This window comes from Bradyrhizobium ottawaense (assembly GCF_900099825.1).
In the GTDB taxonomy this organism is placed as follows: Bacteria; Pseudomonadota; Alphaproteobacteria; order Rhizobiales; family Xanthobacteraceae; genus Bradyrhizobium; species Bradyrhizobium ottawaense_A.
Map to the genome: position 1 here is coordinate 7,321,279 of NZ_LT629693.1, position 23,593 is coordinate 7,344,871.

General features: G+C 64.6%; 25 protein-coding genes. 15 read left to right on the forward strand and 10 right to left on the reverse strand.

The features are described from left to right. The first annotated feature begins 164 nt into the window (after nucleotides 1-164). A complete protein-coding gene (gene recO / locus BLR13_RS34515) occupies nucleotides 165-917 on the forward strand; it encodes a DNA repair protein RecO (protein ID WP_074814096.1) in 753 nt (250 codons plus the stop codon). Between the two features lie 188 nt (nucleotides 918-1,105). Beyond that, nucleotides 1,106-3,361 (forward strand): DNA topoisomerase IV subunit A, encoded by a 2,256-nt coding sequence (gene parC / locus BLR13_RS34520; RefSeq protein WP_074814093.1) that lies wholly within the window; start codon nucleotides 1,106-1,108, stop codon nucleotides 3,359-3,361. Nucleotides 3,362-3,369: 8 nt separating this feature from the next. Here parC and BLR13_RS42050 read toward each other — a convergent pair whose 3' ends face one another. The 3 genes from BLR13_RS42050 to BLR13_RS34530 are packed head-to-tail and all read right to left on the reverse strand — an operon-like array spanning nucleotide 3,370 to nucleotide 4,417. Continuing rightward, nucleotides 3,370-3,642: a hypothetical protein gene (locus BLR13_RS42050; protein WP_244524992.1), complete on the reverse strand. Its 273-nt coding sequence runs from the start codon at nucleotides 3,640-3,642 to the stop codon at nucleotides 3,370-3,372. Beyond that, nucleotides 3,639-4,031 carry an SPFH domain-containing protein gene (locus BLR13_RS42055; protein ID WP_244524993.1) on the reverse strand — a complete coding sequence of 131 codons (393 nt, stop codon included), beginning with the start codon at nucleotides 4,029-4,031 and terminating at the stop codon, nucleotides 3,639-3,641. The genes BLR13_RS42050 and BLR13_RS42055 overlap by 4 nt, the downstream gene beginning before the upstream one ends. Before the next feature lie 5 nt (nucleotides 4,032-4,036). Continuing rightward, nucleotides 4,037-4,417: a GntR family transcriptional regulator gene (locus tag BLR13_RS34530; RefSeq protein ID WP_157793756.1), complete on the reverse strand. Its 381-nt coding sequence runs from the start codon at nucleotides 4,415-4,417 to the stop codon at nucleotides 4,037-4,039. Nucleotides 4,418-4,506: 89 nt separating this feature from the next. Here BLR13_RS34530 and BLR13_RS34535 point away from each other — a divergent pair, with 89 nt between their 5' ends. Continuing rightward, nucleotides 4,507-6,492: a PQQ-binding-like beta-propeller repeat protein gene (locus BLR13_RS34535; protein ID WP_074814087.1), complete on the forward strand. Its 1,986-nt coding sequence runs from the start codon at nucleotides 4,507-4,509 to the stop codon at nucleotides 6,490-6,492. A 34-nt stretch (nucleotides 6,493-6,526) separates the two neighbouring features. Next, complete coding sequence (locus BLR13_RS34540; protein ID WP_074814084.1) at nucleotides 6,527-7,486, forward strand: cation diffusion facilitator family transporter; 960 nt, start codon at nucleotides 6,527-6,529, stop codon at nucleotides 7,484-7,486. Between the two features lie 48 nt (nucleotides 7,487-7,534). Here the strand turns inward: BLR13_RS34540 and chrA are convergent, their stop codons facing one another. Continuing rightward, the gene (chrA, locus tag BLR13_RS34545; protein ID WP_433994246.1) at nucleotides 7,535-8,926 is read right to left on the reverse strand and encodes a chromate efflux transporter; all 1,392 of its coding nucleotides are present in this window, start codon (nucleotides 8,924-8,926) and stop codon (nucleotides 7,535-7,537) included. Nucleotides 8,927-8,937: 11 nt separating this feature from the next. Continuing rightward, nucleotides 8,938-9,756, reverse strand: a complete 819-nt coding sequence (locus BLR13_RS34550; RefSeq protein WP_074814077.1) for a chromate resistance protein ChrB domain-containing protein — start codon at nucleotides 9,754-9,756, stop codon at nucleotides 8,938-8,940. A gap of 403 nt (nucleotides 9,757-10,159) precedes the next feature. Between BLR13_RS34550 and BLR13_RS34555 the strand changes: the two genes are divergently transcribed. From BLR13_RS34555 to BLR13_RS34570, 4 genes are read left to right on the forward strand one after another with little or no spacing between them, the layout of a single operon-like run. Beyond that, a complete protein-coding gene (locus BLR13_RS34555; RefSeq protein ID WP_244524994.1) occupies nucleotides 10,160-10,732 on the forward strand; it encodes a hypothetical protein in 573 nt (190 codons plus the stop codon). A gap of 13 nt (nucleotides 10,733-10,745) precedes the next feature. Continuing rightward, nucleotides 10,746-11,972 (forward strand): MFS transporter, encoded by a 1,227-nt coding sequence (locus tag BLR13_RS34560; protein ID WP_074814074.1) that lies wholly within the window; start codon nucleotides 10,746-10,748, stop codon nucleotides 11,970-11,972. A 53-nt stretch (nucleotides 11,973-12,025) separates the two neighbouring features. Continuing rightward, nucleotides 12,026-12,532, forward strand: coding sequence for a hypothetical protein (locus BLR13_RS34565; protein ID WP_197679501.1), 507 nt, complete (start codon nucleotides 12,026-12,028; stop codon nucleotides 12,530-12,532). Between the two features lie 29 nt (nucleotides 12,533-12,561). Continuing rightward, nucleotides 12,562-13,137, forward strand: coding sequence for a DMT family transporter (locus BLR13_RS34570; RefSeq protein ID WP_244524995.1), 576 nt, complete (start codon nucleotides 12,562-12,564; stop codon nucleotides 13,135-13,137). Between the two features lie 2 nt (nucleotides 13,138-13,139). On the opposite strand, the gene BLR13_RS34575 is transcribed toward BLR13_RS34570, so the two are convergent. The 3 genes from BLR13_RS34575 to BLR13_RS34585 form a co-directional block, all read right to left on the reverse strand. Then, nucleotides 13,140-13,556 carry a RidA family protein gene (locus BLR13_RS34575; protein WP_074814068.1) on the reverse strand — a complete coding sequence of 139 codons (417 nt, stop codon included), beginning with the start codon at nucleotides 13,554-13,556 and terminating at the stop codon, nucleotides 13,140-13,142. 16 nt (nucleotides 13,557-13,572) lie between these two features. Then, nucleotides 13,573-13,764 (reverse strand): hypothetical protein, encoded by a 192-nt coding sequence (locus BLR13_RS34580; protein ID WP_074814066.1) that lies wholly within the window; start codon nucleotides 13,762-13,764, stop codon nucleotides 13,573-13,575. A 112-nt stretch (nucleotides 13,765-13,876) separates the two neighbouring features. Next, nucleotides 13,877-15,040 carry an MFS transporter gene (locus tag BLR13_RS34585; RefSeq protein ID WP_074814063.1) on the reverse strand — a complete coding sequence of 388 codons (1,164 nt, stop codon included), beginning with the start codon at nucleotides 15,038-15,040 and terminating at the stop codon, nucleotides 13,877-13,879. A gap of 142 nt (nucleotides 15,041-15,182) precedes the next feature. Here BLR13_RS34585 and BLR13_RS34590 point away from each other — a divergent pair, with 142 nt between their 5' ends. The 5 genes from BLR13_RS34590 to BLR13_RS34610 all read left to right on the forward strand — a co-directional run bounded on the left by BLR13_RS34590 (nucleotide 15,183) and on the right by BLR13_RS34610 (nucleotide 18,559). Continuing rightward, complete coding sequence (locus tag BLR13_RS34590; RefSeq protein WP_074830690.1) at nucleotides 15,183-15,536, forward strand: ArsR/SmtB family transcription factor; 354 nt, start codon at nucleotides 15,183-15,185, stop codon at nucleotides 15,534-15,536. 11 nt (nucleotides 15,537-15,547) lie between these two features. Next, nucleotides 15,548-16,027, forward strand: coding sequence for an ArsI/CadI family heavy metal resistance metalloenzyme (locus BLR13_RS34595; protein WP_074814061.1), 480 nt, complete (start codon nucleotides 15,548-15,550; stop codon nucleotides 16,025-16,027). A 1-nt stretch (nucleotide 16,028) separates the two neighbouring features. Continuing rightward, nucleotides 16,029-16,721 carry an aquaporin gene (locus tag BLR13_RS34600; RefSeq protein ID WP_074814059.1) on the forward strand — a complete coding sequence of 231 codons (693 nt, stop codon included), beginning with the start codon at nucleotides 16,029-16,031 and terminating at the stop codon, nucleotides 16,719-16,721. Continuing rightward, nucleotides 16,718-17,125, forward strand: coding sequence for an arsenate reductase (glutaredoxin) (gene arsC / locus BLR13_RS34605; protein ID WP_074814057.1), 408 nt, complete (start codon nucleotides 16,718-16,720; stop codon nucleotides 17,123-17,125). The genes BLR13_RS34600 and arsC overlap by 4 nt, the downstream gene beginning before the upstream one ends. 174 nt (nucleotides 17,126-17,299) lie before the next feature. Then, nucleotides 17,300-18,559: an adenylate/guanylate cyclase domain-containing protein gene (locus tag BLR13_RS34610; RefSeq protein WP_074814054.1), complete on the forward strand. Its 1,260-nt coding sequence runs from the start codon at nucleotides 17,300-17,302 to the stop codon at nucleotides 18,557-18,559. 4 nt (nucleotides 18,560-18,563) lie between these two features. Here the strand turns inward: BLR13_RS34610 and BLR13_RS34615 are convergent, their stop codons facing one another. After that, nucleotides 18,564-19,649, reverse strand: coding sequence for a zinc-binding metallopeptidase family protein (locus tag BLR13_RS34615; RefSeq protein WP_433994292.1), 1,086 nt, complete (start codon nucleotides 19,647-19,649; stop codon nucleotides 18,564-18,566). A 181-nt stretch (nucleotides 19,650-19,830) separates the two neighbouring features. Next, a complete protein-coding gene (locus BLR13_RS34620; RefSeq protein ID WP_433994247.1) occupies nucleotides 19,831-21,417 on the reverse strand; it encodes a winged helix-turn-helix domain-containing tetratricopeptide repeat protein in 1,587 nt (528 codons plus the stop codon). Nucleotides 21,418-21,643: 226 nt separating this feature from the next. On the opposite strand from BLR13_RS34620, the gene BLR13_RS34625 reads away from it, so the two are divergent. Both BLR13_RS34625 and BLR13_RS34630 read left to right on the forward strand, forming a co-directional pair. After that, nucleotides 21,644-22,498 (forward strand): class I SAM-dependent methyltransferase, encoded by an 855-nt coding sequence (locus BLR13_RS34625; protein ID WP_074814051.1) that lies wholly within the window; start codon nucleotides 21,644-21,646, stop codon nucleotides 22,496-22,498. 127 nt (nucleotides 22,499-22,625) lie between these two features. Further along, nucleotides 22,626-23,549: an alpha/beta fold hydrolase gene (locus BLR13_RS34630; protein ID WP_074814048.1), complete on the forward strand. Its 924-nt coding sequence runs from the start codon at nucleotides 22,626-22,628 to the stop codon at nucleotides 23,547-23,549. Nucleotides 23,550-23,593: the final 44 nt, after the last annotated feature.

Genomic DNA, 23,593 nt, shown 5'->3' on the forward strand with positions numbered 1-23,593 from the left:
CTCGTGTCCCGGACGCGGTGCAGCGCGCTTGCGATGCACCGCAGAGCCGGGACCCAGTAGATGGACCCCGGACCAGCAGCGCACCGCTGACGCGCTGCGCAGCATCCGGGGAACGCGGACTGCGATAGCTGCGCCTCCCACCGGAATCCTGTAAGCTCCGCCCCATGGAATGGACCGACGAGGGCATCGTGCTGGGGGTGCGCAGGCATGGCGAATCCTCGGCCATTGTCGAGCTCCTAACGCGCAGCCACGGCCGGCACCTCGGCCTCGTCCGCGGCGGCGCGGGCAAGCGGATGCGGCCGTTGCTGCAACCCGGCAACAGCGTCACGACAGTGTGGCGGGCGCGGCTCGATGAGCATCTCGGCTATTACGTCGTTGAAGGCACGCGGTTGCGCGCGGCGACCTTGCTGGCGTCGGCGCACGCGACCTATGGCGTCACCCATCTGGCCTCGCTGGTGCGGTTGTTGCCGGAGCGCGATCCGCACGAGGACATTTACGAGATGCTCGAGCGCACGCTGGACGATTTCGACGACGTCGGCGAAGCCGCGGTGCATCTGGTCCGGTTCGAGCTCGCGATGCTCGCCGAGCTCGGCTTCGGGCTCGATCTGGAAAATTGCGCCGCCACCGGCGCTACCGCCGACCTGATCTACGTCTCGCCGAAATCCGGCGGCGCGGTGTCGCGGGGCGCCGGCGAGCCGTACCGTGATCGCCTGCTGCGGCTGCCGCCGTTCCTGCGCGAAGGCGAAGCCGGGTCGAACGGCTGGTCCGACCAGGACCTTCAGGACGGCTTTCGGCTGACCGGGATGTTTCTGCTCCGCCACGTGCTGGAGCCGCGCGGGCAGGGCCATTCGGATGCACGGGACGGGTTCATCAACGCCGTGACCCGGCACAGGCTACGAATCAGTTCGGCGGGGTGACCCCGCTATCCCGACATGTCGCCGCTGCGAACGCGGGGACCCCTGCCACGGCACCGTTCAATCGGGGCTGTGGCGCCAGCCATTTTTCGCCACAAACACCTGTGGTTATGGGTTCCCACGAACGCAGGGGCTGCGGATGCCCCGATTCGCGTCTTGCCCGATTCACCGCAAAAGTTTAACGCCTGCCCATGGGAAAACGACAGCTACCGCCGGAAGAGCCGGCGGAAATCCACGAGGTCATGCTGCGCGATGCGCTGGAAGAGCGCTATCTCGCTTATGCGCTCTCGACCATCATGCATCGCGCGCTGCCGGACGCGCGCGACGGGTTGAAGCCGGTGCACCGGCGCATCCTCTATGGCATGCGCCTGCTGCGGCTCGACCCCGGCACGCCGTTCAAGAAATCCGCAAAAATCGTCGGCGACGTGATGGGCTCGTTCCATCCGCATGGCGACCAGGCGATCTACGACGCCATGGTGCGCCTCGCCCAGGATTTCGCCTCGCGTTATCCGCTGGTCGACGGCCAGGGCAATTTCGGCAATATCGACGGCGATAATCCCGCCGCCTACCGCTACACCGAAGCGCGCATGACCGCGGTCGCGCAGCTCTTGATCGAGGGCATCGACGAGGACGGCGTCGAATTCCGTCCCAACTACGACGGCCAGAGCAAAGAGCCGGTGGTGATGCCCGGCGGGTTTCCGAACCTGCTCGCCAACGGCGCGCAGGGCATCGCCGTCGGCATGGCGACCTCGATCCCGCCGCACAACGTGGCCGAGCTGTGCGACGCCGCGCTGCATCTGATCGACAAGCCCGAGGCGAAGTCGAAAGCGCTGCTGAAATGGGTCAAGGGTCCGGATTTTCCGACCGGCGGCATCATCGTCGATTCCAAGGAAAGCATCGCCGAAGCCTATGTCACCGGGCGCGGCTCGTTCCGCACCCGCGCCAAATGGGAACAGGAAGAAGGCGCGCGCGGCACCTGGGTCGTGGTCATCACCGAGATCCCGTGGCTGGTGCAGAAGTCGCGGCTGGTCGAGAAGATCGCCGAACTGCTCAACGAGAAGAAATTGCCGCTGGTCGGCGATGTCCGCGACGAGTCCGCCGAAGACGTGCGCCTGGTGATCGAGCCGAAATCCCGCGCGGTCGATCCCGCGCTGATGATGGAATCGCTGTTCCGGCTCACCGAGCTCGAGAGCAAGATTTCGCTGAACCTCAACGTGCTGGTGAAGGGCCGTATCCCCCGGGTGATCGGCCTGGCCGAGTGCCTGCGCGAATGGCTCGACCATCTGCGCGACGTGCTGCTGCGCCGCTCGAACTACCGCAAGACCCAGATCGAGAACCGGCTCGAAGTGCTCGCTGGCTATCTGATCGCCTATCTGAACATCGACAAGGTGATCAAGATCATCCGCACCGAGGACGAGCCGAAGCCGGCGCTGATCAAGGCGTTCAAGCTGACGGAAGTCCAGGCCGACGCCATCCTCAACATGCGGCTGCGTTCGTTGCGCAAGCTCGAGGAATTCGAGATCCGCACCGAGGACAAGAACCTCCGCAACGAGTTGAAGGGCATCAAGTCGCTGCTCGGCTCCGAGGCCGAGCAATGGTCCAGGGTCGCCGATCAGGTCCGCAAGGTCCGCGACATGTTCGGGCCGAAGACGCCGCTCGGCAAGCGCCGCACCGTGTTCGCCGACGCGCCCGAGCACGATCTTGCCGCGATCGAGGAAGCCTTTGTCGAGCGCGAGCCGTGCACGGTGGTGATTTCCGAGAAGGGCTGGGTCCGCACGTTGAAGGGCCACGTTGCCGACCTGTCGTCGCTCACCTTCAAGACCGACGACAAGCTCGACCACGCCTTCTTCGCCGAGACGACGTCGAAGCTCTTGGTGTTCGCCACCAACGGGCGGTTCTATTCGCTCGATGTGGCAAAGCTGCCGGGCGGGCGCGGCCATGGCGAGCCGATCCGCATGTTCATCGACATGGAGCAGGACGCGGCGATCGTTTCGCTGTTCGTCAACACCGGCGGCCGCAAATTCCTGATCGCAAGCCTTGAAGGGCAGGGCTTTGTGGTCAACGAGGACGATTGCGTCGGCAACACCCGCAAGGGCAAGCAGGTGCTCAATGTCGAGATGCCGAACGAGGCCTGTGCGATTTGTACGGTCTCGGGCGACACGGTCGCCGTGATCGGCACCAACCACAAGATGGTGCTGTTCCCGCTCGACCAGGTGCCGGAGATGGCGCGCGGTCGCGGCGTGCGCTTGCAGAAATACTCCGGCGCCAAACTGTCCGACGTCGCCGTGTTCGAATCCAAGGCGGGATTGACCTGGAAGGATTCGGCCGGACGCGACCAGAGCATGAGCTGGAAGGACCTCGCCGACTGGCGCGGCAACCGCGCCGACGCCGGCCGCCTTGCGGGCGGCCTGCCGAAGTCGAACAAGTTCCTCCGCGGCGTGGAGTAGGGCGCCGGTCAGGCGCCCTTCGGCAACACGCCAGCGGCGGCGACCAGGCCAAGCGCGCCGGCCGGATTCATGCTGTCGACCATGCTGGTCGGGATCAGGATCGTGGCGCCGCGCTCCTTGGTGGTCTCATAGATGATGTTCATGGCGCGGAGCTGCAGCGCGGCCGGGCTGCGGGCATAGAGATCAGCGGCTTCCACGAATTTCTGCGCGATCTCCTGTTCGGCCTGGCCGAGCAGCACACGGGCCAGTTTTTCGCGCTCGGCCTGCGCCTGCCGGCTCATGGCGTCCTGCAGAGCCGGCGGCACGCCGATTTCACCGGCACCGTGTCCTTGCTCAGCGCCTTCTCGGCATTGATTTCGGTGGTCTGGATGCGCTGGTCGAGCCAGGAGGCGACACTGTCGATGAATGGCAGAATCGCGAACACGCCCGGGCCGCGAATGGCCGTGAGCTTGCCGAGCCGCAGCACCACGGCGCGTTCCCATTGATCCGCGACCATGAGGGATTGCGGGATCAGCGCCGCGATCACGGCGAGGATTCCGGTCGCCCAGTAGTAGCTGCGCACGCCCGTGCTTTCACCAAACCACGCGCAGAGCGCGGCGGCAGCCGCGAACAAGGCAGCCAGTACGATCGCCGGCTGGTTGGCGCCGTTAGCCTTAAAATAGTTGTTCATGACGACTATTCCTTCTGCTTCGCGAGGGCCTTTATTCGGTCGGCCAGTGCGAGGGGGTCGATCCCCATCGTGGCCGCCGTAGCGAGAACCTGCTTTGCCAGACCATCGGTCTGTGCCTGCTGCGCGCGCGCGCCCATGGCGGGCGGCGGCTTGGCGACGAAGCTGCCGCGGCCGCGCACCAGCGTGATGGCGCCGATCCGCTCCAGCTCGTCATAGGTGTGCCGCACCGTATTGAGGTCGATCTTCAGCGCGACTGCCACCTCGCGCATGGTCGGCATCTGGTCGCCGGCCGTTAGCACGCCGGCGCCAAGCTGCCGCAAAATCTGCTCCCTGAGCTGGACGTAGATCGGGACGCCCGAGCTTTCGAGCCGGAGGGTTTTCAGCAAGTCTGTATGCATTAACTAGTACACTAGACAATACCGGCTTTATGGTCAATACTTTTCGTGTAGGGTAGGCTGGAAGCAGGGAGGAAAACATGATCCCTCGCACTCTGACGATCTGCATCGCCGCCGCGTTGCTGGGCGTTTCTTGCGCGGCCAATGCGCAAACCATTCCCGGAGCGCTTCCCGAATCCGCGCACGCGCTCACGCAGGGCGAATGGCCGGCCTATGCCGGGACCTATGCGGCTTCGCGCTATTCGCCGTTGATGCAGATCGATGCGAGCAACGCCAAGAGCCTTCATGTTGCCTGGCGCTGGAAATCGCCCGACATGTCGGTCAGGGCCGCCAATCCCACGATCGGGCCAAGCTTCGCCAATGAATCGACGCCGCTGATGGTGGGCGGGGTGCTCTATACCCCGACCTCGCTGTCGCAGGTCGCGGCGATCGATGCCGTGACCGGCGAGACCAAATGGGTGTACGACCCCAAGATCTACGAAAACGGTCTCGGTATGCCCGCCAATCTCGGCTGGCTGCACCGTGGCGTGGCTTATTGGCGCAATGGCGACGACGAACGCATCGTGATGCTGACCGCGTTCGCGCAGTTGATCGTGCTCGATGCCAAGACCGGAAAACCGGCGGCGTCATTCGGCAGGGACGGCCGGATCGATCTTGTCGAGGGGCTGGGCCGCCCTGTCGACCGCAACTACTACACCATGACCTCGCCGCCGGTGATCGTGCGCGGTGTCATCGTGGTCGGCTCCTCGGTGTTCGACTGGTGGGCCAAGCGGCCGTCACCGCCCGGCGACGTCAGGGGCTTTGATATCAACAGCGGGCGGCTGCTCTGGACTTTCCATACGGTCGCCCAGGGTGAGGAGGCGGGCACCGAGACCTGGGAGAACGATTCCTGGAAAGAGATGGGCAACGCCAATGTCTGGGCGCCGATGAGCGCCGACGAAGAGCTCGGCTATGTCTATCTGCCGGTGAGCACGCCGACCAACGACTATTTTGGCGGGCAGCGTCCCGGCGACGGGCTGTTCGGCGAAAGCCTGGTCTGTCTGGACGTCGCGACCGGCAAGAAAGTCTGGCACTACCAGCTCGTCCATCACGGCCTCTGGGATTACGACCCGCCGGCGGCGCCGAACCTGATCGACATCACGGTCGACGGCAAGCGCATCAAGGCGGTCGCGCAGGTCACCAAGCAGGCCTACGTCTACGCCTTCGATCGCGTCACCGGCAAGCCGATCTGGCCAATCGAGGAGCAGGCGGTGCCGGCCTCCAGTGTTCCCGGCGAGCGCGCCTCGAAGACGCAGCCGGTGCCGAGCAAGCCGGCGCCGTTCGACCTGCAGGGAGCACGCGACGAGGATCTGATCGCGCTGACGCCGCAGATCCACAAGGAAGCCATCGAGATCGCCTCGGCCTACGATCGCGGCGGGCTGTTCACGCCGCCATCGGAGCGTGGCACCATTCAGGTGCCCGGCAATGCCGGCGGCGCCAGTTGGTCCGGCGCTGCGATCGATCCGGAAACGAGTACGCTCTATGTCGGCACCTATCGCCTCCCGACGGTCGTGAAGATCCAGAAGCCGGAGTCATGGCAGGGAACCTACGATTTCATCGGGCTGCCGAGTTATCCGGCCGGGCCGCGCGGGTTGCCGCTGCTCAAGCCGCCGTTCGGCAGCATCGTCGCCATCGACATGAACACCGGCGAGCATCGCTGGCGGATTCCGGTGGGACGCAGCATCGCGATACCCCCGGTTCTGGCGCTGGGTATTCGCGAACAACTGGGATTGCCGTTCCGGAATTGGGCGCTGCTGACCAAGACGGTCATGATCGTCGTGCAGACGGGCTACTATAGCGCGCCGCGCTTTGTGCCGGGCCTGAACCTGCCGGTCAGGGTTCTGCACGATCTCGATCCGCATCTGTGGGTCTACGACAAGGCGAGCGGCGAAATGCTTGCCGAGATGGAATTGCCGGCCAACGCGACCGGCGCGCCGATGACTTACCTGGCCGGCGGCCGGCAGTTCATCGTGTTTCCGGTCGGTGGCGGTACGCTGGCGGAGGAGTTGATCGCGGTTTCGCTGTAATAGTATTCGAATTTTCGCGCGCTATAACCGCGGAATGGCGCACGATCACGACCATCACGATTCCTTGCACGATCATTCCCACACGCATGGCCACGCTCACGGCCATGCCGGGCACAGCCACGCGCCGGACAGTTTTGGCGCGGCATTTGCGATCGGCGCCGCGCTCAATACCGCGTTCGTCATCGCCGAGCTGAACTTTGGCTATGCCGCCAATTCGCTGGCGCTGATCTCGGACGCCGTCCACAATCTCTCCGACGTGGTGGCGCTGTTGCTGGCGTGGGGCGCGGCCTGGCTGGCCGCGAGGAAGCCGACCGAGCGCCACACCTACGGTTATCGGCGAGCCTCGATCCTGGCGGCGCTGTTCAATGCCGGGTTGTTGCTGGTGGCAGTCGGCGGCATCGTCGTCGAGGCGGTCAATCGCCTGTACGCGCCCGCGCCCGTGGCCGGCTGGACGGTCGTGGCCGTCGCGGCACTGGGCGTCGCCATCAATGGTGGCACGGCTCTGCTGTTCATGCGCGGCCGTCACGGCGACCTCAATGTTCGCGGCGCCTATCTGCACATGGCGGCCGATGCCGGCGTCTCGCTCGGGGTCGTGGTCGCAGCGCTCGTGATCATGTGGACGGGATGGCTGTGGCTCGATCCCGCGACCAGCCTCGTCATATCAGCCGTGGTGTTCTGGAGCGGGTGGGGACTCGCGCGCGACAGCGTCAACCTCGCGCTCGACGGCGTGCCGCGCGGCATCGAGCTGGCGGACGTCAGGATCTATCTCGGCGGGCTCGAAGGCGTCACGGAAGTGCACGATCTGCACATCTGGGCCATGAGCACCAACGAGACCGCGTTGACCGCGCATCTGGTGCGGCCGGGCGGGCACGATGATTCATTCCTGCATCACGTCTGCGAGGAACTCGCGCATCGTTTCAGCATCCACCACGCCACGCTGCAGGTGGAGATCAGCGCCGAGGTCTGCCGGCTGGCGCCGGAACACGTGGTGTAAATTGTAGGGTGGGTTACGCTGCGCTAACCCACCCTACGATTCCCGCGTTCATGCCATACCCACCAACCGCAATGCCACGCCGGCCGCGCAGGAGCCCGCCAGCACCCAGAGCATGCCGATATTGAGCCGGAAGATCGCGGTCGCCGCGGCTGCCGCCAGCACGAACGCTGCAAGGTCGAGGCTCGACCAGTCGGGCATGTCGAACGACAGCCCGAACGAGCGAAACGGCGTCGTCTTACGGAACAGCGTGTGCAGCGCGAACCAGATCGACAGGTTGAGGATCACACCGACCACGGCAGCGGTGATCGCGGTTAGTGCGCCTGCCAGCCCCTTGTTGCCGCGCAGCGTCTCGATGTAGGGCGCGCCGAGGAAGATCCAGAGGAAGCAGGGGATGAAGGTGACCCAGGTCGCGAGCAATCCGCCGAGCGTGGCGGCGAGCATTGGCGACAGCGTGCCGGGATCGCGGAAGGCGGCCATGAAGCCCACGAACTGCAGCACCATGATCAGCGGGCCCGGCGTGGTCTCGGCCATGCCGAGTCCGTCAAGCATCTCGCGCGGCCCGAGCCAGTGATAATGCTCGACCGCCTGCTGGGCGACATAGGCCAGCACCGCATAGGCGCCGCCGAACGTCACCAGCGCCATCTTGCTGAAGAACAGCGCGATCTGGCTGAACACATTGGCCTGACCAAGCCCGATCAATAGGGCTGCCACCGGAACCACCCATAGCACTAGCCATACCGTGCTTACTCTTAGCGACCGCCCGACATTGGGCCGAACATGGTCAGGCAATTCCTCGCCGAGCATGCTGTCGACCGCCGCGGTCTCTTTCCCCCCGCCACCATGCTCGACCGCGGCGAATTCCGGCCGACCGCTGCGCGCGCCGAAATAGCCGATCACGCCGGCCGCGATGATGATGATCGGGAAGGGGATGTTGAAGAAGAAGATCCCGACAAAGGCGATCGCGGCGAGCGCGATCATCACCCGGTTACGCAGCGCGCGCTTGCCGACCCGCACCACCGCCTGCACCACGATCGCGAGCACCGCGGCCTTCAGCCCGAAGAACACCGCCTCGACGAACCCGACATTGCCATAGGCCGCATAAATATAGCTCAACCCCATGATGGAGATGATGCCGGGCAGGATGAACAGGCCGCCGGCCATGATGCCGCCGGCGGTTCGGTGCAGCAGCCAGCCGATATAGGTCGCGAGCTGCTGCGCCTCCGGCCCCGGCAGCAGCATGCAGTAGTTCAGCGCATGCAGGAACCGGCTCTCCGAGATCCAGTTCTTCTCCTCGACCAGGATGCGATGCATCACCGCGATCTGGCCGGCCGGGCCGCCGAAACTCAGCACGGCGACCCGCAGCCAGACCCGGAAGGCTTCACCGAAGCTGATGCCGTGATCGTACGGCTTGCCGGCATCGGCTTCGGCGGTCGTTTTCATCGTCGAGTCCATTACGTTTTTGCCTTGTTCGTCGGCCAGTTGTGCGTTTCACCCGTCGCGTCGCGACACCAGCGATAGAACGCATCATAGAGCGTCATGCCGGCCTCGAGCTGCTCGAGATCGTCGTCGTACATCCGCGACAGGCCGAGCGAGGCCGCCATCAGCCCCGGTGCCTCCGGCGACAGATCGAGGCGCCCGGTGTCGGCGGCGCGCACCATGGTCGCGAGCCGCAGCAGAGGCGGTGTCGCGAGGCCGAATTCCTCGATCATGACGTCGAAGGTGCAGCGTTCGCCGCGGTGGCTCCAGAATACGTTCTCGATATCGAACGGCGTGGCGTTGAAGCGTTCGCCGACCGCGATCACTTCGGAGGGCGCCACGAACAGAAACACCGCGTTCGGATCGACGAACCGGCGGATCAGCCAGGGGCAGGCGATGCGGTCGATCTTTGGCCGTGCGCGCGTGACCCAGACCGTGCGCCCCTTGGCGTCGCGGGGCGGCAGTCTGGACGCGTTTACCAGCGGCAGGTTGGCCTCCTTCCAGCCCTCAAACCCGCCTTCCAGCGTTTCTGTCGATACATCGGCGTTACGCAGCCAGGCCGCCGTGCCCTGCGCCAGTTTCTCGCCGCGCAGGCAGACGACGATCGCTGAGTTGCCGGCAAATTCGCCGCCCCAGTCGGCGGCGTCCTGATGGCTGCGCCTGACCGCGCCGGGAATCAGCCGCGGGTCGGCGGCAAAATCTTCTTCGGTCCGGACATCGATCAGGACGGGAGTCTTCGCCGTCCCGACCAGGCGGGAAAGCTTATCCAGGGATATCGAAGTGTGGGATGACATAGCTGCGCCCTCGTAAGAAATAACGGGACGCGATGCTTGGGCTTGTCGCCTCGTGGGGAGATCGCAAAGTCCCCATGGCGCGAATTAACCGCTCGGCGGTTCGGCTGTCAACTGGCGAGCGGAACTTGTTGGCCGGCGAACGCCGGGCCTCGAACGGACCACTTGCAGAACGCGACGTTCGGACCTAGCTTTGCAACATTCGGGGATAAAGCAGGCTCCCCGTCAGGCGGGCCGCCGTCCAAGCTCTGCGCACCACTCGACGTGTCGAGGATTGCGCATGGACGGGAACCGGCCGGTGTCTCCCTATCTCATTGGAAGTCGAATTAGGCCAAATCTCCGCGCCGCTCTCGTCGCGTGCACGCTCGCGTTCGCGCCAGCCGCGTCCGCACAGACAGGAGCCGCCATGATTGCCATCGATCGTATGACGCTCGGATCGCCTCCGGCCGGATTTTCGTTTGCGCGGACCGGCCGGGGCAAGGAGGGCGAATGGTCCGTCACTGCCGATCGCACGGCCGCCGCCGGACATGCGATCGAGCAAACCAGCACCGATCGCACCGATTACCGATTTCCGCTCGCGATCCACGAGAGCCTGTCGGCGGCCAATGTCGACGTTGAGATCCGTTTCAAGGCGGTGGCCGGCAAGACCGATCAGGCTGCAGGCATTGCGGTGCGACTGATGAACGCCGACAATTATTACGTCGCCCGCGCCAATGCGCTGGAGGATAACGTCCGCTTCTATCGCGTCGTCGATGGCCGCCGCGAACAACTCGAGGGCGTTAATCTCAAGGTCACCGCGAATGAGTGGCATCGGCTCGGCCTGCGCGCAGAAGGAAAACGCTTCACGGTCTCCTATGATGGCAAGCCGTTGTTCACGGCGGCGGACGCTACTTTTGCGGAGGCTGGCGGCATCGCGCTGTGGACCAAGTCCGACAGCGTGACGCGCTTCGATCAGATCTCCATCAGCGTGCTACCTTAGGGAAATGGCTGGGATGACCGATCTCCTGACTGAACCCAGAACATCATCTGCAAGCACGCTGATCCCACTGCTCTATACGGCGAGGGGGCTGCGCGGATTTGGCGACGGCTTCGCCATCATCATCCTCCCAGCTTATATGACGGCGCTGGGTTACGACGCCGTCGCTGTCGGCATTGTTGCAACCGCCTCGCTGCTTGGAACCGCGCTGTTGACGCTGATCGTGGGCTGGATCGCGCCACGCCATGATTTGCGCCCGCTCCTGATGTTCGGTGCAGGTCTAATGGCGACGACCGGGATCGCCTTTCCCGGCGTCGAGCATTTTGTGCTGATTGTACTGGTCGCCTTTGTCGGTACCATCAACCCCTCCGGCGGCGATCTCGGCGTGCTGGTGCCGCTGGAACACGCGGTGCTGGCGCACAGCACCACGGACGCGCGCCGCACCCAGGTGTTTGCGCGCTACAGCCTGATCGGCGCGCTCTGCACCGCGGCAGGCTCGCTGGCGGCGGCGTTGCCCGACGTGCTGATGGCAAACGGAAGCACGAAGCTCGGCGCGTTCCGCCTGATGTTCTTCGCCTATGCGGCGCTCGGCGTCGCCTGCGCGGCGCTCTATCGCTACGTCCCGCATGAGCGCGGCGAGGCAAAGGCCCCGCAGGCGCCGCTCGGGCCTTCGCGCGGCACCGTCTACAGACTGGCGGCGCTGTTCAGCATCGATGCCTTCGCCGGCGGCTTCGTCGCCCAGTCCCTGCTGGTGCTCTGGCTGTTCGAACGCTTTGACCTGTCGCTGTCCGCGGCCGGATTGTTTTTCTTCTGGTCGAGCACGCTGAGCGCCTTTTCCTATCCGGTCGCGGCCTGGATCGCCAAACGTGTCGGCCTCGTCAACACCATGGTGTTCACGCATATACCCTCCAGCCTGTTCCTGATCGGGGCTGCGTTTTCGCCCAACCTCTATTTGGCGCTCGGGCTATTGCTGCTGCGCTCGGCGCTGTCGCAAATGGACGTGCCGACCCGCACCTCTTATGTCATGGCCGTGGTCACTCCCGCCGAACGTCCCGCCGCCGCCAGCGTCACCGCGGTACCGCGAAGCCTTGCATCCGCGATCAGCCCGGCGATCTCGGGCGTGCTGTTGATGACGGCGTTTTCCGGCCTGCCGCTGGTGGTCTGCGGCACGCTCAAGATCGCCTACGACATCGCCCTGCTGTTCTCGTTCCGCCACATCAAGCCGCCGGAGGAGCAGGGCTGAAGGCCCGTGGGCCGGGGGATCGCGCCCTTGGCGCCGATGCCCGGGACATCGCCATGTCCGATCGCGCCCGCAATGGTTTAGACTGGCGCGCAAACCAAGGGGGGATCGTCATGCATAGCTTCGCAGCCGCGGGGGCGGGATTTCTGCTCGCAGTGTTGTGGTTCGACCTGATGTTCGACGTACAAACGCGCAAGCACACCGGCGACGTGCTGCCGCCGGAAATATTGACCTCGATCTCGAACTATTACCGGCGCGTCACCACGGACGCCTATCCGATGAACCGCCTGATTGCCTTGGTCATGCTGCTGACACTTGCCGCCATCTGCGCAGAGGTCGTGCAAGGCGAATACGCATGGTGGATCGGCTGGGGCTCGCTGCTCTTGGCGGGCTTTGGTTTCGTGCCTACGATGACCCGCACCGTCCCGAACGCCCGCCGGTTGGGAAGCGCTCAGGACCCGGCGGAAGAGCAATCGCGGCTGGCGCGCGCGATCTGCCGAGATCACATGTTCAGCTTCGCGCGGATGAGCTGCGTTCTGGTTCTGCAACTGATCGCACGGTAGTTGCGCGGCGCGACAGAGGGGGAGCGGCCTTGGGCGAGTGGGTCGGGGTCGCGATCGCGCTGCTCGGCATCGAGCCGCTGACGAAACGGAAATCGATCGGCGTCGGTGTCGCCGTGCTCGGCGTCATCGCAGCACTCGCCGCGGGACTGTCGAGCGCGCCCGATGGCGCGTGGCGCGGCGAACTGATCATGACCGGCGCCGTGCTGTGCATGGCCTTCTACAATGTCTGGTCCCGGCCGTTCATCAGGCGCTCCAGCGCGCTCGGCTTCCTTGCCGTCGGAATGGGGACGGGCGCCGCGGCCCTGATCGTGGTCGGATCGCTCACCGGCAGCTTTGCGGCACTGAGCCACTTCACGACGCCGCAATGGATCGCCGGTCTCTATCTCGGTATTGCCGGCGGTGCGCTGGCATTCATCCTCTGGGTGCTGGCGCTGGAGCGGGCGTCGCCGACCCGCGTCGCGGCCACCATGACCGTCAACCCGCTCGCAGCGGGACTGCTGGCGACCCAGTTGGTCGGTGAGCCGATCACGCCCAATCTCGTGCTCGGCCTGGTCGCGGTCTTTGCGGGGATATGGATCGCGACCACCGACGCCAAAAAGCCGTAAGCTCACGCCGCCGCGATGGCCTCGATCTCGATCAGGAAGTCGGGGCCGTACAATTTCGATACCTCGACCAGCGTGACCGCGGGCGCGGCCGGCGGTGTCGCCGAGTTGAAGAAGCGGTTTCGCGCCTCGCGATAGCGGGCGAGGTTGTCCATGTCGGTGAGAAACACCGTAAGCTTCACCAGATTGGCGGCCGTGCATCCGCTGGCCCGCAGCGCGACCGCGAGATTTTCAAACACTTGGCCGGCTTGTGCGGTGAAATCGTTCTTGCCGATCAGATGGCCGTCGGCATCGAGCGCGGTCTGGCCGGCGATGAAGATCATGCGGCGTGCGGTAACCTCGACGATCTGCGAATAGCCGGGTGGCGTACCGAGCTCGGGCTTGTTGAGGCGGGTGATCGCAGGCGTCGTATCGCCGGTCATGCTGTTTGTGCCCGGCTCAATTGCGCGGTACGAAGACCGGCGGCGGCGTCAGGCCGACGGCGTTCTTCGGTTTCATGGTGCCGATGTAGAACGACGACACGAAGATCAGGATCAGGGCGGCAAGGTAGAGCGCATAGGATTGCGGCGGCGTGATCGCCCATTGCAGGAAGTTTTTGTCGTCGGATGGCTTTTTGCTGTCGTTGTTCATGAGGTGTTTTTGCGCGAAACTGTCGCGAATGGAAGCGCAATTTCGAGCCATAGCGCTTTCGAGCGAAGTGGGCACCGGTTCGCGTAAAGAAAGCGCGTCAAACAAAGCCTATTCACGCTTCCGGGCGGGGCGGGGTGGTAGGCACCAGGAACAGGGCCAGCAGTGCTGCGAGACTGAGTGCGGACGACACCATCAGGACGCGGCTGCCCATCGTGTCGATCAAAAGACCGAACAGCAGGGGTGCTGCCGCCTGCGCCATCCGTGCCGGCGCGCCGATGATGCCGAGGCGATAGCCGTAATCCTTCGGCCCGAAGATCGCGAGCGGCAGCGTGCCGCGCGCAATGGTCAGGATGCCGTTGCCGGTGCCGTGAAAGATCGCAAACAGGCTGGCCGCGCCGCCGCCGGCCAGCGCCAGCACGGCGGCGCCGATCGGATGCGTGATGCAGGCAATACGGGTCGAGACCAGCGGATGAAAACGGCTGAGAAAGCTCGCCTCGAAAATACGCGCCAGAACCTGCGCCGGGCCGATCAGGGCGCCAGCGAACACCGCCTGGCTCGCGGTCGCGCCCGCGGCTTCCAGAATGCGTGGCAGGTGTGCGGCCATGGCGCCGGTGACGGTCCAGGCCGCCGCAAACACGAACGCCAGCACGACCATGGTGCGATCGATCGCGATCTGCGGCTTGACGGCTATGGCTGCCGCCGCCTTCGCGCCCGTCACCGCCGGCAGCATCAGCCAGTTGAGCGGCAGGCCGATCAGGATATGTGCGGCGGCCCAGGCAAAGCAGGTATTGCGCCAGCCGATGGTCTCCAGCCCCCAGGCGGACAGCGGCCACCCGACCGTCGAGGCAAACCCCGCGATCAGGGTGATGCCGGTGATCGAGCGCCGCGCCGCGTCGCCATAGATGCGCCCCAGCGCGGCGAACGCCGCATCGTACAGGCCGGCGCCCATGCCGACGCCGAGCACCAGCCAGGCCATCACGAGCACGGAGACCGACGTCGCGAAGCCGAGCAGCACCAGTCCTGCCGCCAGCACCAGATTGGAGATCGACAGCACGGAGCGGCCGCCGACCAGATCAATCTGACGCCCGATGCGCGGGCCGAGCAGGGCCGACAGCACCAGCGACGCCGAGAAGGCGGCGAATACCCAGTTCGGGGACACCCCGAGATCGCGTGCAATCGGATCGGCCAGGATCGCCGGCAGGTACATGCTCGAGGCCCAGGCCAGCGTCTGCGTGGTGCCGAGTGCGAGAATGATGGGAACGGGGCGCGTGCTCATGGCTTAGTCGCCATCTTGATTCCTTGCCGGCGTCGATCGCATCCGGATGGGTGCTCGTGTTTCCAGTGATATCGAATAGGGGGGATTCGGACATCGAGCAATTTGCTTGACCGGAGGCCTATATATCGATATATCCGGATATATGGAATCAGAGCAAGCCATTCTTGCACTCGCCGCCCTCGCTCAATCCACGCGGATGAGCGTGTTCAAGCTGCTGGTGAAATACGAGCCGGAAGGACTGGCGGCCGGCGACATCGCGCGGCTGCTCGCGGTGCCGCAGAATACCATGTCGGCGCACCTTGCGGTGCTGGCGCGTGCGGAACTTGTCATGAGCGAGCGGAAGAGCCGTTCCATCATTTACCGGGCCAATCTGGCGGCGTTTCAGCGCCTGACATCGTTCATGGTGGAGGATTGTTGTGGCGGTCGCGCCGATCTCTGCGCGCCCGTCGCGTCGTGCAAGCCCGCGCGCGGCAAGCGCGCCAAGGCTGCGGCCTGAGGGAGAATGTCATGAAGCGCCTTCACATTCACATGGCGGTCGAAGACCTGCCGCGATCGATCGGATTCTATTCGGCGCTGTTCGCAGCCGAGCCTGCCGTGGTCAAAGCCGATTACGCCAAGTGGATGCTCGAAGATCCCCGGGTCAATTTCGCCATCTCGACGCGAGGCCGGCAGCCGGGCCTCGATCATCTCGGCATTCAGGTCGAGAATTCCGGCGAACTGCAGGAAGTCTATGCGCGCCTTCACAAGGCCGGCGGCGAGGTCATCGAGCAGGGCGCCACCGCTTGCTGCTATGCCAAATCCGAGAAGTCCTGGATCGACGATCCGGCGGGGATCGCGTGGGAGACCTTTCTGACGACCGGCGAAAGCGTCGATTACGGCGATGGCACCGGCGAGCGCGCGGTGCGGGTGGCCCACGAAAAGCAGAGCGCATGTTGCGTTCCGCAAGCCGCACCCGTCGCGACCGCGTCAGCCTGCTGCGATTCTTGAGGTGCCGAATTTCGATCTACCACGCCGCCTCGCGGCCGAAGCGCTCGGAACGGCACTCCTGGTGGCGACCGTGGTCGGCTCCGGCATCATGGCCGAAAGCCTGACCAAGGATGTCGCGCTGGCGCTGCTCGGCAATACCTTGCCGACCGGTGCGATCCTGGTGGTGCTGATCACCATTCTCGGTCCGATTTCGGGGGCGCATTTCAATCCGGTCGTGTCGCTGGTATTTGCGCTGAGGCGGGAGCTGGCGCCGCGGGACGCACTGCTTTATGTCGCAGCGCAAGTCGCCGGCGGCATCGCGGGAACGGTGATGGCGCACGCGATGTTCGCGCTGCCGCTGGTCGATGCTTCGCTGAAGGTGCGGACTGGCGGCGCGCAATGGCTGGCGGAAGCCGTCGCTGCGTTCGGGCTGGTGGCGACCATCCTGGCCGGCATCCGATTCAACCGGTCAGCGGTACCGTGGCTGGTGGGCCTTTACATCACGGCGGCCTATTGGTTTACCGCGTCGACCTCGTTTGCCAATCCGGCCGTTGCCATCGCGCGATCGATGACCAATACGTTTTCCGGCATTCGGCCTGCGGATCTGCCCGGCTTCATCGCAGCCGAGACCTGCGGCGCCATCGTCGCCATGATCTTCATGGGCTGGCTGCTGCATGGAGGCGGCAAGGCAATCACGAAGGAGGCTCACCCATGAGCGTCACGATCTATCACAATCCTGCCTGCGGCACCTCGCGCAATACGCTGGCGATGATCCGGCAGAGCGGCGAGGAGCCCGAGATCATCGAGTACCTGAAGACCCCGCCGAGCCGCGCCCGGCTGGTGGAATTGATCCAGGCGATGGGCATCTCGCCCCGCGAGCTGTTGCGCGAAAAGGGCACGCCCTATACGGAGCTCGGGCTTTCCGATCCGAAATGGAGCGACGACGAGCTGATCGATTTCATGCTCGCGCATCCGATCCTGATCAACCGGCCCGTTGTCGTGACCGCGAAGGGCGTGCGGCTTTGCCGGCCGTCGGAACGGGTGCTCGATCTGCTCGACCGGCCTGTGGCGAACTTCGTCAAGGAGGACGGCGAGGCCGTCGTGCGCGCGAAACCCTAGCGTGTCCCGGACGCGGTGCAGCGCTGCTTCAGCGGTGCACCGCAGAGCCGGGACCCATGGTGGACCCCGGATCAGCAGCGCATCACGCCGCCAACGCGGCGTGATGCGCTGCGTCCGGGGAAGGCGGAACAGTGGCAGACTTCCGTCCGCAGCGATTGCGCGGCATAATGGCGTATGGAACTCACGCCCCGCCTGCAACTGATGAACTGGCTGGTCAGCCAGGGCCTTGAAGGTCTGCCCGAAAACGATCTGATCCGCGGCTTTTGCGAGCGCTGTCGCACCGAGGGGCTCGACCTGTCGCGCGCGATGGTCTTCATCGACACGCTGCACCCGATCTTCGAAGGCCGCGGCTTTCGCTGGAACGACACCGCGACCAACGAGAGCGACGTGTTCGAATACGGATCGACCGAGCAGGGCGTCAATGCACAGAACTGGCGGCGCTCGGTGTTCTACCACATGCTCGAAAGCGGCCAGCAGGAAATGGCGCTCGATCTCGCCAAAGGTGCTGCGCAGGATTTCGGCATGATCGACGATCTCGCCGCCAAGGGACACAAGCATTTCGTGTCCTATGTGCACCAGTTCGGCGAGGCCGGCGCCATGGGGCAGATGGACTGCGTCTATTCCTACTGGACGACGCGGCGCGACGACGGTTTTGGCGAGCTGGGCATGGCGGCGCTGCGCGACCTGGTGCCGGTACTGGGGCTGGCGATCAAATCCGCCGCCCAGGCCGACATCGCCAAGACGCTGGGCCGGGTCTATCTCGGCCGCGACGCCTCCGAACAGGTGCTGGGCGGGCGGATCATGCGCGGCGTCACCGAGCGCATCAATGCGGTGTTGTGGTTTTCCGACCTCCGCGGCTCGACCGCGATCAGCGAGGGCATGGAGCCGTCCGAGATCATCCCGTTCCTCAACGATTACGCGCAGGCCTCGATCGACGCCATTCACGAGGCCGGCGGCGAGGTGCTGAAGCTGATCGGCGACGGCGTGCTCGGAATGTTCACCCATGACAATTCAGCGGTCGCCAAACGCGCGGCGCTGCGCGCCGAACATCGCTTTCGCCGCAACATGCACACCCTCAACACCCGCCGCGCGGCGGACCAGCGGCCGGTGACGACAGCCCATGTCGGCCTGCATGTCGGCGAGGTGTTTTACGGCAATATCGGCAGCGAGGACCGGCTCGACTTCACCGTGGTCGGCCCCGCCGTCAACGAGGTCAGCCGCATCGCCTCGATGTGCCGTTCGGTCGAGCGGGAATTGCTGATGTCGTCGGCCTTCCGCAGCGGGCTCGATGCCGCGGGGCGCAACTACCTGGTTTCGACCGGCCGCTTTGCACTGCGCGGTATCAGCCGCGCCCAAGAGCTTTACACGCTCGATCCGGATATTGCCGCCGACGAGGTCGTGGCCGGGAAATACGAGCGCTACCTGGCGGGCTAGATCGTCATTCTTCTGCGGTCTGCGGCGCTTCGGTTGCATCTGGACCGGGCTCCGTCGGCTGCCTGAAATGCAGAATCGCCATATGGACGAAGTGAAGCTTGCCCCTGACGGCCGGGGTCAACCGGAACGGATAGGCGTCGTTCAGGCCCATGGAGCGGTTGAGTTCATTGATGCTGTAGGCAACCGGACTCCATGACGCCAGCAACGCCTCGAAATCGGCTTCCATGTAGGGATCTTCCAGCGTCCGGCGGGAACGTTCGTCGAGCGACAAAGGAAGCGCGGCGGCGGAATCCAGCGTCGCCACGATGTGCAGAAAATGCGCGAACGTCTCCGCCCAGTCTTCCCAGGGATGGGATGTGGCGTATTCGCTGATGAACGCCTCCCGGTCGTAGGATCGTTCGGTTCGCTGGTGATAGTCGTTCAAGGCGGCTTCGTAGCTGCGCGATTCATAACCGAAAATCAGCTGAAAGGCGCTTTTGAGGCTGGTCTGGCCGACCAGTACCTCCCAATAGAAATGTCCGACCTCGTGGCGAAAATGGCCGAGCAGTGTTCGATAGGGTTCTCGAAACGCGACACGACGGGATTCACGTTCAGCGTCGTCGGCCTCCGCCAAGTTGAGCGTGATGAGGCCGGCGAGATGTCCGGTCATGATCGGAAATCCCGCGGTCTCGTCCGACAGGATGTCGAAAGAAATCTGCGGACCGGAAGGGATAGCAAGGGGAAGATCGAGCCGGGTCAGGTCATAGACCAGGCGCCGCTTCGCCGTCTCGACGCGCTTCCACAGCATCACGTTGCGGTTCGATCCCAGATTGGGAATCGTTCGCGTCAGACGGCAGGAATGGCAGAACGGATGGCCGTCATCGACCGACCAGTTGCAGCCGATCAACGTGCGGTTTGCGCACGGCACCGCAGATTTCAGCGCTTCGAATGCGAACAGCTTCCAATTGAAGGCCAGCAGGGTCTCGCAAGTCGAGCACTGCCCAAGTTCAAAGAACGTTGCGGTTCGACATTTGGGGCAATGGAGCTGCCTCATGCTCATCCTTGTCTTGCGATCGACAACGACCATAGACGCTTTTGTCCGGGCCTTCATGAAATATGGAAGAGGCATCGCCTTGCCTGGCAAAGTGGCATGGCGAGGAGAGCCGTAGGGTGGGCAACGGCGCACTTGCGCCGTGTCCACCATCGATCTCCGCGTCTTCCCGGATGGTGGGCACGCTGCGCTTCGCCCACCCTACGCTTTTTATCGACTGCGCCGGGGCAGCGGACGCCGGCTAAGTGAGGCCGGCGCGCCGAAACCCCTCGATATAATGCTTGCGTTCGGCGTCGTGTTCGAACGGCATCTGGCTTGCGAGCCAGGCCAGCGAAATATTGGGCTGCGCGCGGCGAAGTTCCTGCAACGCCGCTGTCGCGACGTCGCGCTGACCCGCCATTCCCGCCGCCGCGGTCAGCACCCGGTGAGCGCCGGAGAAATCGCTTCGCTGCCGCATCGCTTCGCGCGCCAGCCGGATCGCCTCCGCGTAATTGCGGCCGACATACTGGCAGTAGGCGGCGACGCCGCAATAAATCGCGGCGAACGGATCGCGCGGGCTGAATCTGAGCGCCTCGCGCGCGGCGCGATCGCCGTCCTCCCAGCGCCCGCGATAGGACAGCGCGACGCCGTAAAGGCCGCGGGCGGGCGAGAAATTGGGATTGAGCCGCAGCGCCAGTTCGAACTCGGCGATGGAGTCGTCGAAGCGTCGCGTGAACAGATAGACGCTGGCCAGCGCATAATGCGCCCAGGCGTCCTCGCTGTCGGCGCGGATCGCCGCCAGTGCCGCGCGTTCCGCCACCGGGACCGCATTCGGCATCTCTTCCCAGCCCATATGGGCCGAGAACGTGTGGCAGGACGCCAGCAGGCTGAGCGCCTGGCCGTAGCCGGGATCGACCGTGATGGCCTTTTCGAGCAGCGCCTGCGCCACCAGATTGTCCTGCCGCGTCACGCGCCAGTAATGCGACAGCGCGCGCATCACCAGATCCCAGGCGTCCATGTTGTCGGGCGTCTTGCGGCGGGCGTGAAATTCCTCGGCGGCATAGAGTTGCGGTTCGATCGCCGCCACCACGGCCTGGGTGATTTCGTCCTGCACGGCGAAGACGTCGGCGAGATCGCGGTCGTAGCGTTCCGCCCACAGGTGGCTGCCGGTGACGACGTCGACGAGTTGGGCGGTGATACGCACCTGGTCGCCGTCCTTGCGCACGCTGCCTTCCACGACGTAACCGACGCCGAGTTCCTCGCCGATCTGCCGGTGATGGACCGACTTGCCCTTGTAGATGAAGGACGAGTTGCGGGCGATCACGTAGAACCAGCGCAGCTTCGACAGCGCGGTGATGATGTCCTCGGAGATGCCTTCCGAGAAATATTCCTGTTCGGGTTCGCCGCTGATGTTGACGAACGGCAGCACGGCAATGGCGGTCCGGTCCAGCGCCGGGACTTGATGGCGCGGCGGTTCGCTCGCCTGCTCGGGCGGCTGCAGCCGGTCGACCGAGGCTTCCGCACCGCCCTGTTGCACCTGGACGTCGCCGACGAAGCGAAAGCCCTTGCGCGCGATGGTGCGGATCACGGCCTGGTCCTTGCCGCTGTCGCCGACCGCCTTGCGGGCGGCGTTGATCCGGCTGGTCAGGGTGGATTCGGAGACGATACGGCCGTCCCAGATCCGCTCGATCAGATCGTCCTTGCTGACGACCCGCTCGCGGTTCTCGACCAGATAGATCAGCAGGTCGAACACCTGCGGCTCGACAGCTATCCCTTCGCCGGCGCGGGTCAATTCGCGCAGGTCGACATCAAGCACATGTTCGGCAAAGCAGAATCGCACGTGTTTCATCCTGAATCCCGGTGTGACGGGTCCTCGGAGGCCTCCATCGGCATTTACGCCGCCTGTTAAGCCCGGCCAGTGCGAAATCTCACACAAGGCGGCATCTCATTGAAAAATCACGGTGCCCTCAAGGCAAAATCAGCCCGCCGTCAGAGTCTTTAGGTCTGCGGAAGGCCATGTTCGGTTCATCGCGGTTGCCTGCGTAGCCGCTGTGCGATCTCGAAAGGAGACCCCGATGGCCCGCCCGGCGTCCGCAGCAACCAATTCGCCCCAATCTTCCGGTCTTGCCCCCGATCTGGTCGCGCTCAAGACGCGACAACAGGCCGCATGGTCGTCGGGCAATTACGCCGTCGTCGGCTCGACCCTGCAGATCGTCGGCGAGCAGCTCTGCGAAGCCCTCGATCTCAAGTCCGGCTCGAAGGTGCTCGATGTCGCCGCCGGCAACGGCATGATGAGTCTGGCTGCGGCGCGGCGCTGGTGCGACGTCACCTCGACCGACTACGTGCCGGCCTTGCTCGATCGCGGCCGCGCGCGTGCCGCGGCGGAAGGCATGACGATTGCCTTCGAGGAAGCCGACGCCGAGAACCTGCCGTTCGACGACAACAGCTTCGATACGGTGGTCTCCACCTTCGGCGTCATATTCACGCCGAACCAGGACCGGGCCGCCGCCGAGCTGATGCGCGTGTGCAGGCCGAAAGGGCAGATCGGCCTCGCAAACTGGACGCCTGAAGGTTTCATCGGGCAGGTCTTCAAGATACTGGGCAAATATTTGCCGCCGCCAGCCGGCGCCAGGTCGCCGGCCCTGTGGGGCACGCACGCACGCATGACCGAAATGTTCGACGCCGGCGCGCGCTCGATCAAGGTGGAATCACGTTTGTACAATTTTCGCTACCGTTCGCCGACGCACTTCCTCGACATATTCAAGACCTTTTATGGCCCGGTGCTGAAAGCGTTCGCCGCCCTCGAACCGGCAAGACAGGAAGAACTGCACAACGACCTGCACGCGCTGATCGTGCGCATGAACCGGTCCGGCGACGCCACCATGGTGGTGCCGAGCGAATATCTCGAGGTCGTCATCACCAAACGTTGAGCCTGGGAATAGCGACCAACGTTTCCCGATCCAGACCGTGATGCGGTCCGGGTCGGGAACCGCGTCGTGCCGCAAAGCCCAACCGCAAAGCTCAAGTCAACGCCGATCTACAATCAGGAACACTTCGATGACATCAGTGATTCACGCCTCATTCGCCAAGCCCGCCAAAACCACCGTGCTGGCGCTGCATTGCTCGCTCGGTTCGGGACGGCAGTGGACCAAGCTTGCCGACGAACTCGGGCGCAGCCACCATTTCGTCGCCCCGGATATTTCCGGTTACGGCACCAACACCTGCGCGCTGGACCTGCCGCTGACGCTGGCGGAAGAGGTCAGATGCATGAGCGGTCATCTCAATGATGCGACCGGGCCGATCCATCTCGTGGGCCATTCCTATGGCGGCGCCATCGCCTTCAAGATCGCGACCGACTCAGCCTTCGCGCACCGGGTGCGCAGCCTGACCCTGATCGAGCCGGTGCTGCCGACGCTGCTGCTCGAGACTGATTCCGACCGGCGGCTTCATGCGCGTTTCGCGCAGCTCGCGCGGGACGTTTCCGAAGATCTCTGGAACGGATCGGTGCTGGAAGCGATCGACCAGTTCATCGAGTTCTGGAACGGGTCCGGGCCGCAGGACCCGCTGCCGGCGACCACGCGCCTGCGCATGATCGAACGCGCCGACAAGCTGGCCTTCGATTTCACGGCGGCGCTGGCGGAAGAAAACGTCACCATCGCGGCGGCCTCGCTTCGGGTCCCGACGCTGCTGTTTTCGGGTGGGACGTCGCCGTATTTCACCCAGCGCATCGTCCGGCGTCTGGCCGCGGTCGTCGAGGGCGCCGAGAGCAGGCATTTGCCCGACGCGGGCCACATGCTGGCGCTATCCCATGCATCCACGATCAATCCGGAGATTGCGAAGCATATTGCACGGGCGGATGCACTTGCCGGGCTCTCGCTTGGACGCAATCAGATTGACGATCCGCAGATCGACGTCCCGGAACCGCCGCTTCGGCTTGCGCGACGCGCGGTATCCGGCCGGGTCGGGGAAGAAAAGTCCTGACGCGCCAACGGGTGCCGGCCTCCCTGGCGATGGCCTGCGGCACC

Bases quoted from the DNA above. Each gene is read 5' to 3' on its own strand.
- recO (WP_074814096.1), top strand. From the start codon at position 165: ATGGAATGGACCGACGAGGGCATCGTGCTGGGGGTGCGCAGGCATGGC.
- parC (WP_074814093.1), top strand. From the start codon at position 1,106: ATGGGAAAACGACAGCTACCGCCGGAAGAGCCGGCGGAAATCCACGAG.
- BLR13_RS42050 (WP_244524992.1), bottom strand. From the start codon at position 3,642: ATGAGCCGGCAGGCGCAGGCCGAGCGCGAAAAACTGGCCCGTGTGCTG.
- BLR13_RS42055 (WP_244524993.1), bottom strand. From the start codon at position 4,031: ATGAACAACTATTTTAAGGCTAACGGCGCCAACCAGCCGGCGATCGTA.
- BLR13_RS34535 (WP_074814087.1), top strand. From the start codon at position 4,507: ATGATCCCTCGCACTCTGACGATCTGCATCGCCGCCGCGTTGCTGGGC.
- BLR13_RS34540 (WP_074814084.1), top strand. From the start codon at position 6,527: ATGGCGCACGATCACGACCATCACGATTCCTTGCACGATCATTCCCAC.
- chrA (WP_433994246.1), bottom strand. From the start codon at position 8,926: ATGAAAACGACCGCCGAAGCCGATGCCGGCAAGCCGTACGATCACGGC.
- BLR13_RS34550 (WP_074814077.1), bottom strand. From the start codon at position 9,756: ATGTCATCCCACACTTCGATATCCCTGGATAAGCTTTCCCGCCTGGTC.
- BLR13_RS34555 (WP_244524994.1), top strand. From the start codon at position 10,160: ATGATTGCCATCGATCGTATGACGCTCGGATCGCCTCCGGCCGGATTT.
- BLR13_RS34560 (WP_074814074.1), top strand. From the start codon at position 10,746: ATGACCGATCTCCTGACTGAACCCAGAACATCATCTGCAAGCACGCTG.
- BLR13_RS34565 (WP_197679501.1), top strand. From the start codon at position 12,026: ATGTCCGATCGCGCCCGCAATGGTTTAGACTGGCGCGCAAACCAAGGG.
- BLR13_RS34575 (WP_074814068.1), bottom strand. From the start codon at position 13,556: ATGACCGGCGATACGACGCCTGCGATCACCCGCCTCAACAAGCCCGAG.
- BLR13_RS34580 (WP_074814066.1), bottom strand. From the start codon at position 13,764: ATGAACAACGACAGCAAAAAGCCATCCGACGACAAAAACTTCCTGCAA.
- BLR13_RS34585 (WP_074814063.1), bottom strand. From the start codon at position 15,040: ATGAGCACGCGCCCCGTTCCCATCATTCTCGCACTCGGCACCACGCAG.
- BLR13_RS34590 (WP_074830690.1), top strand. From the start codon at position 15,183: ATGGAATCAGAGCAAGCCATTCTTGCACTCGCCGCCCTCGCTCAATCC.
- BLR13_RS34595 (WP_074814061.1), top strand. From the start codon at position 15,548: ATGAAGCGCCTTCACATTCACATGGCGGTCGAAGACCTGCCGCGATCG.
- arsC (WP_074814057.1), top strand. From the start codon at position 16,718: ATGAGCGTCACGATCTATCACAATCCTGCCTGCGGCACCTCGCGCAAT.
- BLR13_RS34610 (WP_074814054.1), top strand. From the start codon at position 17,300: ATGGAACTCACGCCCCGCCTGCAACTGATGAACTGGCTGGTCAGCCAG.
- BLR13_RS34615 (WP_433994292.1), bottom strand. From the start codon at position 19,649: ATGAAGGCCCGGACAAAAGCGTCTATGGTCGTTGTCGATCGCAAGACA.
- BLR13_RS34620 (WP_433994247.1), bottom strand. From the start codon at position 21,417: ATGAAACACGTGCGATTCTGCTTTGCCGAACATGTGCTTGATGTCGAC.
- BLR13_RS34625 (WP_074814051.1), top strand. From the start codon at position 21,644: ATGGCCCGCCCGGCGTCCGCAGCAACCAATTCGCCCCAATCTTCCGGT.
- BLR13_RS34630 (WP_074814048.1), top strand. From the start codon at position 22,626: ATGACATCAGTGATTCACGCCTCATTCGCCAAGCCCGCCAAAACCACC.